We start from the raw sequence: 15994 nt of genomic DNA, 5'->3' as shown, positions 1-15994 counted from the left end.
TTCCTCACTGTTGCATTGCATCTGGGACGCGCTGATCCTACCGCGAGGCACTGCGCTCCCCCGGCGACGGGCGTGTCGGACCGATCACGAGTGGCGGGACAAATCGGCTCCGACGGCACTCATGACCTTCTCGCCGGCCTCGTCTGGGGTCGTTGAGGTGGTGTCGATGACGACGTCGGCCAGGTCCTGGCACCGGGCCTGACGCTCGTGGAGCATCTGGACGAACTGGTGGTGGATGGTTCCCAGGGCCACGGACCGCGGTGCGTCGAGACCGTTACGGGTGGCCAGGACCCGGGTGGCGCAGGTCAGGGACGCGACATGGTGAGTTCCCCGGTTGGCGAGCCTGAGGCGCTCAAGGCCCTGACGCACTCCCGTGGCCTCCAGGCAGCCCGATCCCAGGGCGACGACGAGGCCCCCGCTCTCGGCCCGCTCCAGGAGCCGTTCAGCGGTGCCGGCCTCGATGCGGCGGTACTCGGTCTCCGGCACCGCGACGAGTGCCAGGTCGGGGCGGGTGCCCAGCTCGTCGGCGACGAGTCGGCCCAGATCGAGCACGGTCAGGCCCTGGGCACTCCCGATGGCACGGGCTACGCTGGAGCAGCCGGCACCGGGCGGGCCGATGAGGATGAGGGAGCCCGGTGCCGTGGCGCTCAACCGAGGTTCCCTTCTGCCGGGCTGGGCCCACCGGTGACTGCCTCGTGAGCCGATAGGAGAACGCTCTCCGCCGGTGCCTGAACCCGCACGGGCCTGGCGATGTCGTCGAGCAGGACGAGGCGCAGCCGGCCGCCGCGCACCTTCTTGTCGCTCATCATGGCCTCCTTGAGCTCCTCCCAGCGCCCCTCCCCTTCGGGGAAGCGGGTCGGCAGACCGACCGCTTCCAGGCTCTGACGGTGCAGGGCGAGCGCGTCTCTGCTCAGATTGCCGTTGCGGTGTGCGATCTCGGCGGCGAAGACGCATCCGACGGCGACCGCCTCTCCGTGACGCCAGGAGTAGTCGGTGACCTTCTCGATCGCGTGGGCGTAGGTGTGCCCGTAGTTGAGGACCTCCCGCAGGCCGGCTTCGGTGAGATCCTCCCCCACGACGGCGGCCTTGACCGCGATGGACCGGGCGACCAGGTCGGCCAGCACTGGCGAGTCCCAGGTCAGGCAGTCGGCTGGATCGGCCAGGACCCGGTCGAGAATGACCGAGTCGGCGATCAGGCCGCACTTGATGACCTCTCCGAGTCCGGCCCGCAGCTCAGCGGCCGGCAGAGTGGAGAGCATCTCCAGGTCGGCGATGACGGCGGCCGGCGGGTGGAAGGCACCCACCAGGTTCTTGCCTGCCGGCGTGTCGATTCCCGTCTTACCGCCCACGGCGGCGTCCACCATGGCCAGAAGCGTGGTGGGCACCTGAACCACGGGAACGCCTCGCAGCCAGGTGGCGGCCGCGAAACCGGCCAGGTCCGTCGTCGCTCCGCCACCGAGTCCGACGACGAGCCCGTCACGGCCCAGGCGGAAGGAGCCGAGCCGCTCCCACAGGTACTCCGCGACGCGCGCCTTCTTGGCTGCTTCCCCATCGGGGACCTCGAGGCGCAGGACGCGCAGCCCCTCGGCGGTCAGCGCCGCCTCGGCAGCGCGGGCGCGGTCGGCCAGCGCCTTGGCGTGGATGACGGCGACGCCACCCGCACCTGCTCCGGGGACGTCCTGCACGATGCGGGGCAGCTCGGCCAGGATCCCGTGGCCGATGAGGACGTCGTAGGGGCTCGGGCCGCCGACGGTGACCCTCCGTGCGCCGCTGCTGCCCTCGGTGGTTGCCACGGGCCGGACGCGGACGCGCCGTGGCGAGGCGTCGGCCCCGTCCGGGGCAGCGGGCGAGTCTGTCTGCGTCTCGGCCATGGGAGCCAGGACACTGACTGCCTGAGAGGTCTGGACCCCCAGGGCCACCAGGATGAGAGCGGCGACCTGCTGGGGACTGAGCCCGTCAGTAGGCACGGTCAGCGTGGCGACCTCGGAGTACAGAGGCGAGCGCTGAGCATGGAGGGCCTCCATCCGCGCCAGGACGCCCGCGTGCTCGCCCTGCTCCTCACAGCGCTGCTGAGCGGCACGGGCCTGGTCCGAGTCCGCGTCCGGGGCCATGACCGGGCGCCCGGCCCCGTCCCCCACGTGCTTGGCCGCAGTGCTCGGAGAGGCAGACAGGTAGATGACCGTGTGACCGCGCAGCAGGTCTCGATTCTCAGGGCGCAGCACCGCTCCCCCGCCCAGGGCGATGACACCCTGAGCGGCCGCCGGGGAGTCCAGGACTGCCCGCATGGCCCGGTGCTCGCGGTCGCGGAAGCTCTCCTCCCCCTCGGCGGCGAAGATCTCTGGGATCGTCATGCGGGCGCGCCGGCGGATCTCAGCGTCGGTGTCAGTGACCTGGACGCCCAGGGCCTGGGCCAGGAGCCTGGCCTGAGTGGTCTTGCCCGCGCCGGGCAGCCCCACCAGAACCAGGGGCAGCTGGTCGTCGCGCAGAGCGATGGTCGGAACACGCTTCCAGGTCATGATCGTGACTCCCTCTCCGTCGAGATCGCTGTGGGTCGTATCAGTATCGCCCGAGCAGACCGACTTACCACAAGATTCACCGCTCGGTTCGCCACTGCGTCCGTTCAGCAATGCGGTCCAGGTAGGAACGCAGGTTGCGTCCGGCCTCATCGACCGAGTCTCCCCCGGTCTTGTCCAGCAGAAGATCGGCCAGAACCAGGGCGGTCATGGCCTGTGCAATGACCGCTCCGGGGACGACCGCGCACACGTCTGAGCGCTGGTGGAGCCCGGCGGCGGGCTCGCCCGTGGCCAGGTCGACGGTGCGCAGGGCCCTGGGCACCGTGGAGATCGGCTTGAAAGCGGCCCGTACCCTCACATCGGAGCCGTTGGAGATACCGCCCTCAATGCCGCCGGCCCGGTTGGTGGACCGGGTGAGCCTTCCACAGTCCACTGAGACGATCTCATCGTGAGCTGCCGAGCCCCGCCGAGCCGCCTCGGCGAAGCCGTCACCGATCTCCACGCCTTTGACGGCCTGAATCCCCATGAGCGCGGCCGCCAGGCGCGCGTCGAGGCGGCGGTCGGCGCTGACGTGAGTGCCCAGTCCCACCGGGACACCGGTGGCGATGACCTCGACGACGCCACCGAGCGTGTCGCCGTCCTTCCTGGTGGCATCGATCTCGGCGACCATGGCGGCACTGGTGGCCGGATCCGTGCAGCGCACGGGATCGGCGTCCAGTCGCTCGGTGTCCTCAGCTCTCGGCGGGGGTACGTCATCGGGCAGGGCGACCGATCCGATCCGCACGACGTGACTGACCAGCCTGACACCGGCGACCTGCTCCAGAATGGCCTCAGCCACGGCCCCCAGCGCCACACGGGCGGCGGTCTCGCGGGCTGAGGCCCGTTCCAGGACCGGGCGGGCCTCAGGCAGGTCGTACTTGAGCATCCCCGGCAGGTCCGCGTGCCCGGGCCTGGGGCGGGTCAGCGGGCGGTTACGGGCAATCTCGCGCTCGTCACCGGTGCCGGCGTCGATGAGCAGGTCGTTGGGGTCCACGGGGTCGGCGCTCATGACCGTGGACCACTTGGGCCACTCGGAGTTGCCGATCTGCAGGGCGATGGGGCTGCCGATGGTACTCCCGTGGCGGATGCCCCCCAATACCCGCAGCTCGTCGCGCTCGAAGGCCTGGCGGGCACCACGCCCGTGCCCCAGTCGCCGCCGGGCAAGTGCTACCCGGATGTCCTCACTGGTGATCCGCACGCCCGCGGGCACGCCTTCCAGCACCGCGGTCAGAGCCTCGCCGTGGGACTCCCCGGCCGTCATCCATCGAAGCATGGGGTAGATACTCTCACACGCCGATGCCGCTACCTGCCTCGCCCGACCTGGAACGTTGATGTTGCGCGGGTCAGTATGCGGTTGTCGAGGTATCCGTGGTGGGGGCGATGGCTGCGAGGAGCGCGGTACGCATGAGATCGATATCGGGCTGCTGCCCGGTCATGAGCTGCACCTGGGGCACGGCCTGGTGCAGGAGCATGAGCCAGCCCGGGGCAAGGGCTCCCTCGGCGTGAGCCCATGCACCGGCGACGGCGGTGGGCCAGGGGGCGTAGACGACATCGAGCATGACGGCTCCTGGGCGGGTGCCCTCGGCCTGCTCCAGGGCCTGCCTCAGTGGGTCTGCCAGCGGGTCGGCCGCATGCGCGGGCAGGGTCGAGATGACGACGTCGGCCGCGGCCAGACGCCGGGCCGCCTCGGTGTTGGAGGCGGAGTCGGCAGGCTTCCAGGTGAGAGTCTCAATGTCCAGCCCCATGCGGTGGGCGGCGCTGAGTGCGCGACCGGGGCCGGCGTGTCGTCGGGCCACGACGGTGATCCGGCCGGCCCGGAGCTCTCCGAGCGCCGCGAGGGCGGAGCAGGCGGTGGCCCCCGATCCGAGCACCACGGCCTGCTCGATTCGCAGGCGGGCGCCTGGGCAGTCCGGTGCCTGTGTACGGGCGGTCTCCCGCAGCGCGCCGACGATACCAGCGACGTCGGTGTTGAAACCGGCCAGGAGCGCACTTCCTGAGCCGCTGCGCTGTGCCACCACGGTGTTGACGGCACCGACGGCCTCGGCGAGAGGGTCGATGACGTCCAAGCGTGCCAGGAGCGTCTGCTTGTGGGGCATGGTGACGCTCAGACCTGCCCAGGCCGGACCGGCCTGAACCGGAGCGGCCAGCTCGGCGAGCAGGGCCGACAGCGCCTCCGAGTCGGTCTCGCGCCGCTCGTAGGACCAGTCGTCCAGTCCGAGCCCGGCGTAGGCGGCCCGGTGCAGCACGGGTGACAGCGAGTGGCTCACCGGACTGCCGATGACGGCGGCGCGGTGGCGGATCTCCCCCGCCGGCGACTCAGCCACTCTTCTTCTCGCCGTTGCAGATCTCCTGGTTCTTCTTGCAGTAGTCGTTGAGCTTCTTGGTGTTGGTCTTCTGCTCCTCGTTGGTGGAGGCGAACAGGGTCTCGCCGGTCTCGAGGTTCACCGTGACGAAGTAGAGCCAGCTCCCGGCCGGCGGGTTGAGCACCGCCTTGATGGCCGCCTCACCGGGGCTGCCGATCGGCCCGGGCGGGAGACCCTTGTGAACGTAGGTGTTGTACGGGTTGTTCGCGTCCTGAGTCTCCGCCTCGGTGGGGATGCCTCCATACCGTCCCAGGCCGTACTGCACTGTCGAGTCCATCTGGAGCAGGCCATGGGTCTCGCCGTCTGTCTGCGACAGACGGTTCTCGATGACCCTCGCTGCCTGCCCGTAGTACCGCTCACTGTTGACCTCGCGCTCGACGATGGAGGCCTTGGTCAGAACCTTCTGGTAGTCCTCCTTGGGCACCTGGAGCTCTTTGAGCTGGGTGACGGTCTGGGAGACCATCTTCTTGACCAGGTCCTTCGGCGTGGCGTTCTCAGTGACGTCGTAGGTGCCCGGGGCGAGCCAGCCCTCGACATTGCCGCCGGCCTCGGCGGGCAGACCGATGGCAGCGGAGTCGGCATAGGCCGCCTCGATCTGCTCGTCGGTGAAGCTGCCGACCTTCTTGAGCCGGTCCTTGACGATCTGCTTGGAGACACCTGCGGGGATGGTCAGCGTGTGATCGCCCTTGCTCTCAGGATCGAGCAGCGCCTGAAGAGCTGAGTTGGCGGACATCTTCTTCTTGAGCTTGTAGGTGCCCGGCTGGATCGTATTGCCCTTCGGGTTGTTCTTCGCCGCATTGGTGAAGGCCTTACCGGAGGCGACGACGCCCTTGCTCTGGAGGATGTCTCCGATGTCCGCTCCGGAGGCCCCCTCCGGGATCGTCACGGTGACCTCGCCCTCGCCCTCGCCCTTGTAGTCCTCGGCGTGAGTCGCCTGGGCAGAGGCGTCGCGCATGATCCCGATGGCCTTGTAGCCCAGGACGCCGACGGCCACGAGGGTGATGACGATGACAAGGCTGGTCAGCCAGTGCCGGCGCCGCTTGCGCTGACGGCGCTCGACCTTCTCCATGCGCCGCTGCCTGCGGCTCTTGGGCTTGTCCTTGGCGTCACCAGCGTCCTCATCGCGCTGGATGCCGAGCTCGGCGAAGAAATCGTCGTGGCTCACGCTCTGCCTCTCTTGATCGGGTGGACTCGCTCACCGGCCGGGACCCCGGACATCCGCTCAGTGGTGATGGCCTGTTCGAGGATGACGACCGCTGCCGCTTGGTCGACAATACCGCGGAAGCTCCTCTCCTTCAGGCCGGCCGCGTGCAGATCCCGGTGAGCAGAGACGGTGGTGAGCCGCTCGTCGACCAGCCGGACGCACACCCGCTGAGGCAGGCGGCTCGCCAGGTCTCGCGCCCACTGGCGGGCATCCCTGGTTGAGCTCGAGCTGCCGCCGCCCATGTGCTTGGGCAAACCGACGATCACCTCGAAGGCACCGTACTCCTCGACGAGGTCAACGGCCTCGTCGAGGTCTGCACCATAGCGGTCCCGCCTGAGAGTTACCACAGGAAACGACAGGATCGCGTCCTGATCGCAACGAGCGACACCAATACGTGCCTTTCCGACATCGAAGGCGATGCGGACACCGGGACGAAATTGCGTCGGGTCCGGTTGAGCCGATGAGCCTGTCACAGGATCTGCTACGCGTGCGGGGCGATCCGGTTTCCCGGATCAGGCCTGGATCTGCTCGGCCACGGCGCGCAGCGCCTCGTCGAGAGCCTGGGGGTTCTGACCACCGCCCTGGGCAAGGTCGTCCTTGCCACCGCCTCCGCCGCCCAGAACCTGGGCGGCGGTACGCACCAGGGCACCGGCACGGATGCCCTGGTCACGAGCACCGGCATTGGTGGCCACCACCACGACCGGACGCGAGCCCACGACCGCGCCGACGGCGACGACGGCGGGCTCGGCGTCACCGAGTCGGCTGCGGGTGTCGAGAACCAGCGAGCGTACGGCGTCGGCCGAGCCGACGGTCCCGAGGTCGGCTGAGGCAAGACGGACCTCGCCCAGCCGGACGGCGTCGGAGACGATGCCGGCCGTGCGCGCCGACAGCGCCGCCTGCTCGGCCGCAGCCAGGCGCTTCTCGGCGTCCTTCAGGCGCGTCATGAGGCTCTCGACGCGCTCGGGCAGGTCCTCGGGGCGGCCCCCGACCATGGTTGATAGCTGGGAGACCAGCGCGTGCTCCTTGGCCTGGTAGCCGTAGGCGCCCTCACCGACGAGGGCGTCGATACGGCGCACGCCCGAACCGATCGAGGACTCGCCCAGCACCGCGATGCGGCCGATGTGGCCGGTGCTGGGGACGTGAGTGCCGGCGCACAGCTCCTTGGACCAGTCACCCCCGATGGAGACGACCCGCACCTGCTTGCCGTACTTCTCTCCGAACAGGGCCATGGCACCTGCAGCGCGGGCGGCGTCGATGTCCATGACCTCGTCGGTGACGGCCAGGTCCTCCGAGAGCCTGGCGTTGACCCGCTCCTCGATGCCGGAGATCTGGTCCGAGGCCAGGGCTGAACCGTGGCGGAAGTCGAAGCGCATGCGGGAGGGCGAGTTCTCGCTGCCGGCCTGGGTGGCGTTGTCGGAGACGATCTCGTGGAGCGCCTTGTGCACCATGTGGGTGGAGGTGTGGGCGCGGGCGATCGCCAGGCGGCGCGCCGAGTCGATCTGGGCGAAGGCCTTCTCCCCCACCGCGATCGTGCCCTCGGTCAGGGTGCCGCGGTGGACGTGCAGCCCCTTGACGGGGGCCTGGACGTCGTCGACCTCGACGGTGCCGCCGTCGGCCAGCCGGATCGTGCCCTGGTCGGCGAGCTGGCCGCCCATCTCGGCCCAGAACGGAGTCCGGTCCAGGACGACCTCGACCGAGGCCGGGGCGGTGACGACGCTCTGCGGGACGCCGTCAACGAGGATCCCGGCGACGGTGGCATCGGCGGAGGACTCGGTGTAGCCCAGGAAGGTCGAGCCGCCGCCCATCTCCTTCTCCAGCTCGCGGAAGACGCGGATGTCGGCGTGTCCGGTCTTCTTGGCGCGCGCGTCGGCCCGGGCACGCTCCTTCTGCTCGTTCATGAGGCTGCGGAAGGCGCTCTCATCGACATCGACCCCCTGTTCGGCCGCCATCTCGAGGGTCAGGTCGATGGGGAAGCCGTAGGTGTCGTGCAGCTCGAAGGCGCTCTTGCCCGACACCAGCGGGCGCCCGGAGCGGCCCGCCTCCTTCTTGGCCGAGGCCACCGCGGTGTCCAGGATCGTGGTGCCGGCGGCCAGGGTGCGGCGGAAGGCGTCCTCCTCGCCGTAGGCCACCTCGGAGATGGTGCTCCAGCCGTTCTCCAGCTCGGGGTAGGAGGACTTCATGGCGTCCTTCGAGACGGTCAGCAGCGTGGGCATGGCGGCCTCGTCGACGCCGAGCAGGCGCATGGAGCGCACCGCCCTGCGGATGAGGCGGCGCAGGACGTAGCCACGGCCGTCGTTGCCGGGGCGCACGCCGTCGGAGATGAGCATGAGGGCCGAGCGCACGTGGTCGGCGACGACCCGCATGCGCACGTCATCGTGGTAGGCCTCGCCCGCCTCGGGGCCGGCCGAGCCGCGGCCGTAGACCTTTCCGGACAGCTCCTCGGCGGCCTTGATGACGGGGAAGACCTCGTCGATCTCGTACATGTTGGGCTTGTCCTGCATGATGAAGGCCAGGCGCTCCAGACCGGCACCGGTATCGATGGCCGTCTGGTCGAGCTTACCCAGGAGCTCGAAGTCGTGGCCCTTGCCCTCTCCGCGCAGGAATTCGTCGAAGACGAGATTCCAGATCTCCAGGAAGCGGTCACCCTGGGTGTCGACGGCGGGACCGCCGTCGGGCCCGTAGGCGGGGCCGCGGTCGTAGTGGATCTCGCAGCAGGAACCGGCAGGGCCGGGCTGGCCCGTAGACCAGGAGATGTCCTTGAAGGGAAGGAGCTGGATCCGCTCGGCGGGCACCCCGATCTCACGGGTCCAGTAGTCGAGGGAGACCTGGTCCTCCTCCCAGATCGTCATCCACAGCCGGTCCCCGTCCAGACCGTAGCCGCCCTCCTCGCGGCTGCCTGTCAGCAGTCCCCAGGCGTAGGAGATGGCCCCCTCCTTGAAGTAGTCACCGAAGGAGAAGTTGCCGTTCATCTGGAAGAAGGTGCCGTGGCGCGTCGTGATACCGACGTTGTCGATGTCATTGGTGCGGATGCATTTCTGCACCGAGGCGGCCCGGGGCCAGGGGGCCTCCTCGGTACCCAGGATGTAGGGGATGAAGGGCACCATGCCGGCTACGGTGAACAGGATGGAGGGCTCGGGAGACACCAGGGAGACCGAGGGCCGGATCTCGTGCTCGTTCGCGGCGAAGTAGTCCAGCCAGCGGCTGCGGATCTCGGATGTGCGCATGGGGTCCTCATCCTGTTCGAGGTGTGCCCGGGCACTGCGGCTCTTGGGCCTGGTGCTGGGCGGGTGGACGGTGTGGTGTGGCCGACCGGCCGGCCAGGTACGCGGCGGAGACGGTGGAACCAGTCGCCTGCGGGCGCGGAGCCGGTCGAGTTGCTCCATGGTGAGCGTACTCCCACGCCGGGGCGCCCCGAACCTCTCATGGGTCCGGGGCGCCCCGGCGTCAGGTGGGCGTGAGGGTCAGCGCGAGTAGTACTCGACGACCATCTGGACGTCACAGGTCACGGGGACCTCGTCGCGCTTGGGACGGCGCACCAGCGTGGCCGAGAGCTTCTCGAGGTCCACGTTGAGGTACTCCGGGACGGGGGGCAGCACGTCGCGGTGCGCACCGGCGGCGGCGACCTGGAAGGGCACCATCACCTGGGAGCGGGGACGGACCTGGATGGTCTGGCCGGGCTTGACGCGGTAGGAGGGGCGGTCCACGACCTTGCCGTCGACGAGGATGTGGCGGTGGACCACGTCCTGGCGGGCCTGGGCGATGGTGCGGGCGATCCCGGAGCGCAGAACGAGGGCGTCCAGGCGCATCTCGAGCAGCTCGACGAGGGACTCACCGGTCAGGCCCTGGCCGCGGCGGGCCTCCTCGAAGACGCGCTGGAGCTGGGCCTCGCGGATGCCGTACTGGGCGCGCAGGCGCTGCTTCTCCTTGAGGCGGACGGCGTAGTCGGACTCGGTGCGGCGGCGGGCGCGGCCGTGCTCACCGGGGCCGTAGGGGCGGCGCTCGAAGTAGCGCACGGCCTTGGGGGTCAGCGGGATGCCGAGGGCGCGGGAGAGGCGCACCTGGCGGCGGGAGCGTGAAGAGCTCATGTGTGTCATTCCTGTCGGATCGATGGTCGCACGCCGTGGCGGGAGCCGACGGCGCGGGGTCAAGCCTCGGTTCGGGCCGGGACCCCAGGAGGTCCGCATCGTCGTCGGGCGGTGACACCTGCGGGAGGCGCCTGCCGTTTCCGATGTGGACAACTCGAGAACTCTAGCGTGCTCACCGGCGAAAACCCATGTCGGAACCGCCCGGTGTGAGACGGTCCTCAAGCTCTGCCCGGATGGGGTGCTCAAGGCGTACGCACTATCGCTCGTCGAGGATGCGCCTGACCGCCTCGAGGCGGGAGGCCAGCTGCTTCTCGAAGCCGTTGCCGGTGGGCCGGTAGTACCGGCTGCCCTCGAGCCCGTCGGGCAGGTACTGCTGGCCGACGACGGCGTGGGGGAAATCGTGCGGGTAGCGGTAGCCCTTGCCGTGCCCGAGCCCCTCGGCCCCGGCGTAGTGGGCGTCGCGCAGGTGAGCGGGAACGGCCGCGGCCTTACCGGCCCGCACATCGGCCAACGACTCGTTGAGCGCCGCGGTGACCGCGTTGGACTTGGGCGCAGTGGCCACGGCGAGCGCGGCCTCGGCGAGAATGAGCCCGGACTCCGGCATCCCGATCATGGCGACCGCCTGCTGGGCGGCAACGGCGGTGGACAGCACTGTGGGGTCGGCGAGGCCCACGTCCTCGGCGGCGTGAATGACGATGCGGCGGGCGATGTAGCGGGGGTCCTCCCCGGCGGCGATCATGCGCGCCAGGTAGTGCATCGTGGCGTCGGGGTCCGAGCCGCGCATCGACTTGATAAAGGCGCTGATGACGTCGTAGTGCTGGTCTCCGGCGCGGTCGTAACGCACCGCTGCCACGTCCGCGGCCCGCTCGACGTCGGCCACCTCGATGAGGGGAGACGAGCTGGAAGCAGGTGTCTGCGCCAGGACCGTGCCGGCGGCGGCCTCCAGCACGGTGAGCGCCTTGCGGGCGTCGGAGCCGGCCATGCGCACGATCTGCTCGCGCGCCTCCTCGCTGATGCCCACGGTGCCGGCCAGGCCCCGCTCGTCATCCAGCGCGCGATCGATCAGGCGCCCGATGTCATCGGCCCCCAGAGGCTGGAGCGTCAGGAGCAGGGAGCGGGACAGGAGCGGTGAGACGACGCTGAAGGACGGGTTCTCCGTAGTGGCCGCGATGAGCGTCACCCACCGGTTCTCCACGCTCGGTAGCAGGGCATCCTGCTGGGAGCGGGAGAATCGGTGCACCTCGTCGATGAACAGCACCGTCTCCTCCCCCGCCGCCAGACGGCGCCTGGCATCGGTCACGACGGCGCGCACGTCCTTGACGCCGGCCGTCACCGCTGACAGCTCCACGAACCTGCGGCCGCTGCCCCGTGCCACCAGGTAGGCCAGCGTCGTCTTGCCGGTTCCGGGTGGGCCCCACAGGATGACCGAGGACAGGGAGGAGCTAGACGGCCGCGCGGCGGCGCCCCGTTCACCAGCATGGGAGCCCCCGCTCGCCTCGGCCGGCTCCACGAGGCGGCGCAGAGGCGATCCGGGGGTGAGCAGGTGTGCCTGCCCCTGGAGTTCATCGAGTGTGCGCGGACGCATCCGTACTGCCAGCGGGGCGTGGGAGTCCACGGGGATCCCGGCGTCATCCGTGCCGGCCGACTCGAACAGGTCCATGCACCGACCCTATCTCCCCTGACGCCGGCCCCACGGATGCACGATCTCCAGGAGCTTGCAAGGACTCACGCGAAGGCGGGCCCGGCAAGTACTGCGAGAACGACGGTACCCGGATCGGTTACAGCAGACTGACGTCTCCTGCGCCCTCGCGCAGCACCTCGGGGACGTCGTCGGTCAGGTCGATGACGCTGGTGGGCTCCCCCTGTCCGACCGGCCCCTCGATGACGACGTCGATGAGGTGCCCCAGCGAATCCTGGATCTCCCATCCGTTGGTCTCGGGCTCCTCCTGGCCGGGGCGGATGAAGGTGGAGGACAGGATGGGAGCGCCGAACTCGGCGACGAGGGACTGGGTGATGGCGTGGTCGGGGATGCGCACGCCCAGCGTGTGCTTCTTGGGGTTGAGCGTCATCCGGGGCACGTCCTTGGTGCCCTTGAGGATGAAGGTCCACGGCCCCGGGGTGAGCCGCTTGATGAGCCGGAAGGCGTTGTTGCCCACGATGGCCAGCGGCCCGACCTGGGCGAAGTCGGCGCACACGAAGGTGAAGTTGTGCTTGCCGTCGAGCTGGCGGATGGTGCGGATCCGGTCCAGCCCATCCTTGTTGCCCGGCGCACAGGCCAGGGCGTATCCGGAGTCGGTGGGGTAGGCGACCAGGCCGCCGTCGCGCAACGTGTCGACGACCTTCTCAACCAGACGCACCTGCGGGTTGACGGGGTGGAGCTCGATGTAACGTGCCATGCCCCCACCCTACCCCGGGTGATGGTTCTCACATAGCGTTCTGGGGGCAGACGGGTGTCAGCAACCAGGGATCTGGTGGGCGACGTCGGAGAAGACGCCGGTGGCCCCCCAGCTGAAGAGCTCGTCGGCTCGGCTGGGCGAGTTGACGGTCCAGATGTTGACGCCGTAGCCCGCATCCCGAAACTCCTGGACCTGCTGCCGGGTCAGGCCGGAGTCCTCGGGGTGGATGAAGTCGGCGCCCACGATCTCAAGGGTGCTCCTCCAGTCACCCGACAGCGCACGACTCTCGTAGAGACACCCCACGGGGACCTCCGGGGCGCGCTGCTTGAACAGGTGGAGCAGGAGGTGACTGAAGGAGGAGACGATGACCTTGACGTCGGGGCGCAGGCGCTCGAGCTGTGTGATGACGCCGTCGATGAGGCGCAAGGTCGCCTCCTTGCCGGTCTCGTTGGGCTTGATCTCGATGTTGGCGTTGAGACCACTGTCGTTCATGAGGTCGATGAGATCGCTCAGGGCGGGCAGCGGCTCACCCACAAACCGAGGGGAGAACCAGCCTCCGGCGTCGATGCCCGCCAGATCGGCCGCCGTCAGGTCGTCGTACCGACCAGTGCGATTCGTGGTCCGGTCCAGGGTGGAGTCGTGGCAGATGATGACTGTTCCGTCGGCGATGACGTCGACGTCGGCCTCCACCCACTTCACCTGATGATCCACTGCACAACGGAAAGCGGCCATGGTGTTCTCCGGGGCGAGCGAGCTCAGGCCCCGGTGCCCGAAGATCATGCGCTCGTCTCCGCGTACGCACCCACCACTGTCTGAGGTCACCGATGACATGGCCGGAATGCTACATGAGCCGCACGAACGCACTCCGCGGAAGAACGCTTTGACATCAAGGCGAGTTGATATAAAATCCCTTGTATGCGAAAGGTCGCGACACCACCGGAGGCCCCCCTTGGGGAGGACTGGGCCGTGGTGCAGCTGTTCAAGGCGCTGGCTCACCCCATGAGGGCGAGCATCGTCTACCGCCTCATCAGCTCACCGGCTGACGTCACCGAGCTGGTGACGTTCCTCGGCGTCTCCCAGCCCCTGGTCTCGCACCACCTGCGGGTCCTGCGCAACGCCCACCTGGTCGAGTCGGTCCGCGACGGCAAGCGCCAGAGCTACTCCCTCATTGACGACCATGTCGCATCCATCTTCATCGATACCCTCGAGCACACGAAGGAGCACGATCATGACTGCCACCACTGAGCACCGCCCCGCTGAGGCCCACCAGCACACCCACGGCCCCGACTGCGGGCACCTGGCCGTCATCCACGGAGACCACGTGGACTACATTCACAACGGCCACGCCCACCACGAGGACAACGGCCACTACGACGAGTGCGACACCTGCTCGTGCGAGCACTGCTCGGACCCCTGCGCCGTGTGCGAGTGCGAGGACTGCACCTGCCCCACCTGCAACCACAACACCTGCTCGTGCGAGCACTGCTCGGACTCCTGCTCCTCGTGCACCTGCGAGGACTGCACCTGCCCGACCTGCACGCACGCCGCCTGAGCGACTCAGTCAGTCACCCCTGGACGGGCTCCGCCTTCAGGAGGTGCGCCCCTGTGAGGGCCTTCTGCCGAATGACGTATGTCGGCAGGAGGCCCTCACGGTTTGCGGCAACGCTGTAGCCGGCGGCGCCCGACGCAGACGGTCAGCGGGCTGTCCCCTGGACGATGAGGCTCAGGGAATGGCGGGTTTGCACCGATGCGCACGCGCAACGATCATGTGCCCATGAGCAGTCCCCTCCCTGTTTCCGGTGCTTCTGGGCACGTTGCACCGCCTGTGCCCGGTGTCCGTCTGGGACAGGTGCTGGGTCAGGGAGGATTCGCCACCGTCTACGCCGGGGAGCAGGTCTCGTTGGGGCGCCCAGTGGCTGTCAAGATCGACTCCAGGCCGCTGCACGACGAGCGCAACCGCCGACGTTTCATGCGGGAGATGGCGGCCGCCAGCCGGATCAGCGGGCACCCGAACGCGGTCTCGCTGATCGACTCCGGAGTGCTTCCCGACGGGCGCCCCTACCTGGTCATGGAACGCTGTGACGGGGGCTCCTTGGCCCAGGTCCTGCAGCGCGGCGAGATCAGCGCCGCCCAGGCCGTCAGCATCGTCACGGCCGTGTGCTCCGCCCTGGGCGCCGCTCACGACGCCGGGGTCCTCCACCGCGACATCAAGCCCGGAAACATCCTCATTGACGCTTATGGAAGCCCGCGTCTGAGCGACTTCGGCCTGGCCGCCGTCCAGCGCGAGGGCATCGACTCCTCCGTCACCCTGGAGACGATGACGCCGGACTTCGCTCCCCCGGAGGCCTTCACCTTGGCCGCGCCCTCACCCAGGGGCGACGTGTGGTCGATGGGGGCCGTTCTCTTCGCGCTCCTGACCGGACGCGGGCCTCGACGCACAGCCGACGGCGCCCCCCAGAGCCTGCCGGAGATCATCAACCGGCTGTCAGTGCCCATCGACACCTCCGACACGCGCATCCCCGAGGCGTTACGTCCGCTGCTCGACCGGGCACTGCACCCCGACCCCGCTCAGCGATACCGCGACGGCAACGAGCTGACCGAAGCACTGACTCGGGCCGGCGGGCTCTCGAACGGCGCGTTCAGCACCCCTCACTCGGCGCTACGGGATTCCCACCCCCTGCCTGCGGCGATCTCGACGCCCACAGCCGGATCGCGCCGCTCGAGCAGAGCACTGATGCTCCTGGCACTGGGGGTGACAGCCGGCGTCGTCATCTCCGCCGCTGTGCTGGGAGCCGTCAGGCTCATCGACTCGGTGCCGTCAGCGAACCGGGCAGCCCAGCGGGCCTCTGCCTCGCCCGTCCTACATGCCGGGGCCCGAGCGGAGCAGGGCGCCGGCAGCCGCCCCTCGGCTACGGCCCGGGCAACCGTCCCCGGCTCCCGGAAGGCCTCGCCCTCCCCGACAGCCGCCCCGACTCCCGCGCAGGTCAACGCCCAGGGCATCCCCTACTCCGACGACATGCCGTGGCCTCTGGGGACCTGCCTGAGCCGGACGACCTCGGTTGTGGGCGGCACGAGCGTCAGCCAGGTCGCCTGCTCCCAGGCCGACTGGATCGTCTTCGCCGGCGGAACCTTCGATCCGGCCACGACTGCTTCCAGCGCCACCGAGGCCATGGCGAATGACCCTCAGGTCGAGGCCGCCTGCACCAGCGCCTACGCAGAGCGCTATGGACTCGACCTGTCCACCAGCTACACGATCAACACGCTCGGTCCCAATGATGAGGAGTGGGCCGCGGGCAGTCGGGGTTTCGCCTGCGTCCTGGGCCGGTTGTAGATCTGCAGCGGTCTCACATGCCCCTCCGCAGGCGTTGGCCGGCGCCGACGTCAACAGGTCAGC

General features: G+C 69.2%; 14 protein-coding genes. 3 read left to right on the top strand and 11 right to left on the bottom strand.

The genetic code is table 11. The annotated features are described in order from the left end of the window. Nucleotides 1–84 precede the first annotated feature (84 nt). From FK267_RS08530 to FK267_RS08480, 11 genes are all read right to left on the bottom strand, one after another. Nucleotides 85–651 (bottom strand): shikimate kinase, encoded by a 567-nt coding sequence (locus FK267_RS08530; RefSeq protein WP_075377670.1) that lies wholly within the window; start codon nucleotides 649–651, stop codon nucleotides 85–87. After that, the gene (gene aroB / locus FK267_RS08525; RefSeq protein WP_141406936.1) at nucleotides 648–2516 is read right to left on the bottom strand and encodes a 3-dehydroquinate synthase; all 1869 of its coding nucleotides are present in this window, start codon (nucleotides 2514–2516) and stop codon (nucleotides 648–650) included. The genes FK267_RS08530 and aroB overlap by 4 nt, the downstream gene beginning before the upstream one ends. Before the next feature lie 76 nt (nucleotides 2517–2592). Next, nucleotides 2593–3825 carry a chorismate synthase gene (gene aroC / locus FK267_RS08520; RefSeq protein WP_141406935.1) on the bottom strand — a complete coding sequence of 411 codons (1233 nt, stop codon included), beginning with the start codon at nucleotides 3823–3825 and terminating at the stop codon, nucleotides 2593–2595. 70 nt (nucleotides 3826–3895) lie between these two features. Further along, nucleotides 3896–4876, bottom strand: a complete 981-nt coding sequence (locus FK267_RS08515; protein ID WP_141406934.1) for a shikimate dehydrogenase — start codon at nucleotides 4874–4876, stop codon at nucleotides 3896–3898. Continuing rightward, nucleotides 4869–6080 carry an endolytic transglycosylase MltG gene (gene mltG, locus FK267_RS08510; protein ID WP_009405606.1) on the bottom strand — a complete coding sequence of 404 codons (1212 nt, stop codon included), beginning with the start codon at nucleotides 6078–6080 and terminating at the stop codon, nucleotides 4869–4871. Before mltG ends, FK267_RS08515 begins: the two co-directional genes overlap by 8 nt. Next, complete coding sequence (gene ruvX, locus FK267_RS08505; protein ID WP_004564842.1) at nucleotides 6077–6592, bottom strand: Holliday junction resolvase RuvX; 516 nt, start codon at nucleotides 6590–6592, stop codon at nucleotides 6077–6079. The genes mltG and ruvX overlap by 4 nt, the downstream gene beginning before the upstream one ends. A gap of 39 nt (nucleotides 6593–6631) precedes the next feature. Continuing rightward, nucleotides 6632–9343 (bottom strand): alanine--tRNA ligase, encoded by a 2712-nt coding sequence (alaS, locus tag FK267_RS08500; RefSeq protein ID WP_141406933.1) that lies wholly within the window; start codon nucleotides 9341–9343, stop codon nucleotides 6632–6634. Nucleotides 9344–9580: 237 nt separating this feature from the next. Beyond that, the gene (gene rpsD / locus FK267_RS08495) at nucleotides 9581–10204 is read right to left on the bottom strand and encodes a 30S ribosomal protein S4 (RefSeq protein WP_009747225.1); all 624 of its coding nucleotides are present in this window, start codon (nucleotides 10202–10204) and stop codon (nucleotides 9581–9583) included. 256 nt (nucleotides 10205–10460) lie between these two features. After that, nucleotides 10461–11864, bottom strand: a complete 1404-nt coding sequence (locus FK267_RS08490; protein ID WP_075377664.1) for a replication-associated recombination protein A — start codon at nucleotides 11862–11864, stop codon at nucleotides 10461–10463. A 118-nt stretch (nucleotides 11865–11982) separates the two neighbouring features. Further along, the gene (locus FK267_RS08485; RefSeq protein ID WP_075374311.1) at nucleotides 11983–12600 is read right to left on the bottom strand and encodes an L-threonylcarbamoyladenylate synthase; all 618 of its coding nucleotides are present in this window, start codon (nucleotides 12598–12600) and stop codon (nucleotides 11983–11985) included. A 57-nt stretch (nucleotides 12601–12657) separates the two neighbouring features. Continuing rightward, nucleotides 12658–13431 (bottom strand): glycerophosphoryl diester phosphodiesterase, encoded by a 774-nt coding sequence (locus FK267_RS08480; protein ID WP_043537658.1) that lies wholly within the window; start codon nucleotides 13429–13431, stop codon nucleotides 12658–12660. 84 nt (nucleotides 13432–13515) lie between these two features. Between FK267_RS08480 and FK267_RS08475 the strand changes: the two genes are divergently transcribed. The 3 genes from FK267_RS08475 (at nucleotide 13516) to FK267_RS08465 (ending at nucleotide 15931) form a co-directional block, all read left to right on the top strand. Continuing rightward, the gene (locus tag FK267_RS08475; protein WP_141406932.1) at nucleotides 13516–13845 is read left to right on the top strand and encodes an ArsR/SmtB family transcription factor; all 330 of its coding nucleotides are present in this window, start codon (nucleotides 13516–13518) and stop codon (nucleotides 13843–13845) included. Then, entirely contained in the window at nucleotides 13829–14152 is a 324-nt protein-coding gene (locus FK267_RS08470) for a hypothetical protein (protein WP_009405546.1), read from the top strand. Before FK267_RS08475 ends, FK267_RS08470 begins: the two co-directional genes overlap by 17 nt. A gap of 222 nt (nucleotides 14153–14374) precedes the next feature. Continuing rightward, complete coding sequence (locus FK267_RS08465) at nucleotides 14375–15931, top strand: serine/threonine-protein kinase (protein ID WP_141406931.1); 1557 nt, start codon at nucleotides 14375–14377, stop codon at nucleotides 15929–15931. Nucleotides 15932–15994: the final 63 nt, after the last annotated feature.

This window comes from Actinomyces oris (assembly GCF_006546825.1).
GTDB lineage: Bacteria > Actinomycetota > Actinomycetes > Actinomycetales > Actinomycetaceae > Actinomyces > Actinomyces oris.
Note: the sequence above shows the minus strand (reverse complement) of the source record. Positions and strands in the feature narration are given on the sequence as shown.

Coding starts and splice junctions, on each gene's coding strand:
- aroB (WP_141406936.1), bottom strand. CDS start 2,516: ATGACCTGGAAGCGTGTTCCGACCATCGCTCTGCGCGACGACCAGCTG.
- aroC (WP_141406935.1), bottom strand. CDS start 3,825: ATGCTTCGATGGATGACGGCCGGGGAGTCCCACGGCGAGGCTCTGACC.
- alaS (WP_141406933.1), bottom strand. CDS start 9,343: ATGCGCACATCCGAGATCCGCAGCCGCTGGCTGGACTACTTCGCCGCG.
- rpsD (WP_009747225.1), bottom strand. CDS start 10,204: ATGAGCTCTTCACGCTCCCGCCGCCAGGTGCGCCTCTCCCGCGCCCTC.
- FK267_RS08490 (WP_075377664.1), bottom strand. CDS start 11,864: ATGGACCTGTTCGAGTCGGCCGGCACGGATGACGCCGGGATCCCCGTG.
- FK267_RS08485 (WP_075374311.1), bottom strand. CDS start 12,600: ATGGCACGTTACATCGAGCTCCACCCCGTCAACCCGCAGGTGCGTCTG.
- FK267_RS08480 (WP_043537658.1), bottom strand. CDS start 13,431: ATGTCATCGGTGACCTCAGACAGTGGTGGGTGCGTACGCGGAGACGAG.
- FK267_RS08475 (WP_141406932.1), top strand. CDS start 13,516: ATGCGAAAGGTCGCGACACCACCGGAGGCCCCCCTTGGGGAGGACTGG.
- FK267_RS08470 (WP_009405546.1), top strand. CDS start 13,829: ATGACTGCCACCACTGAGCACCGCCCCGCTGAGGCCCACCAGCACACC.
- FK267_RS08465 (WP_141406931.1), top strand. CDS start 14,375: ATGAGCAGTCCCCTCCCTGTTTCCGGTGCTTCTGGGCACGTTGCACCG.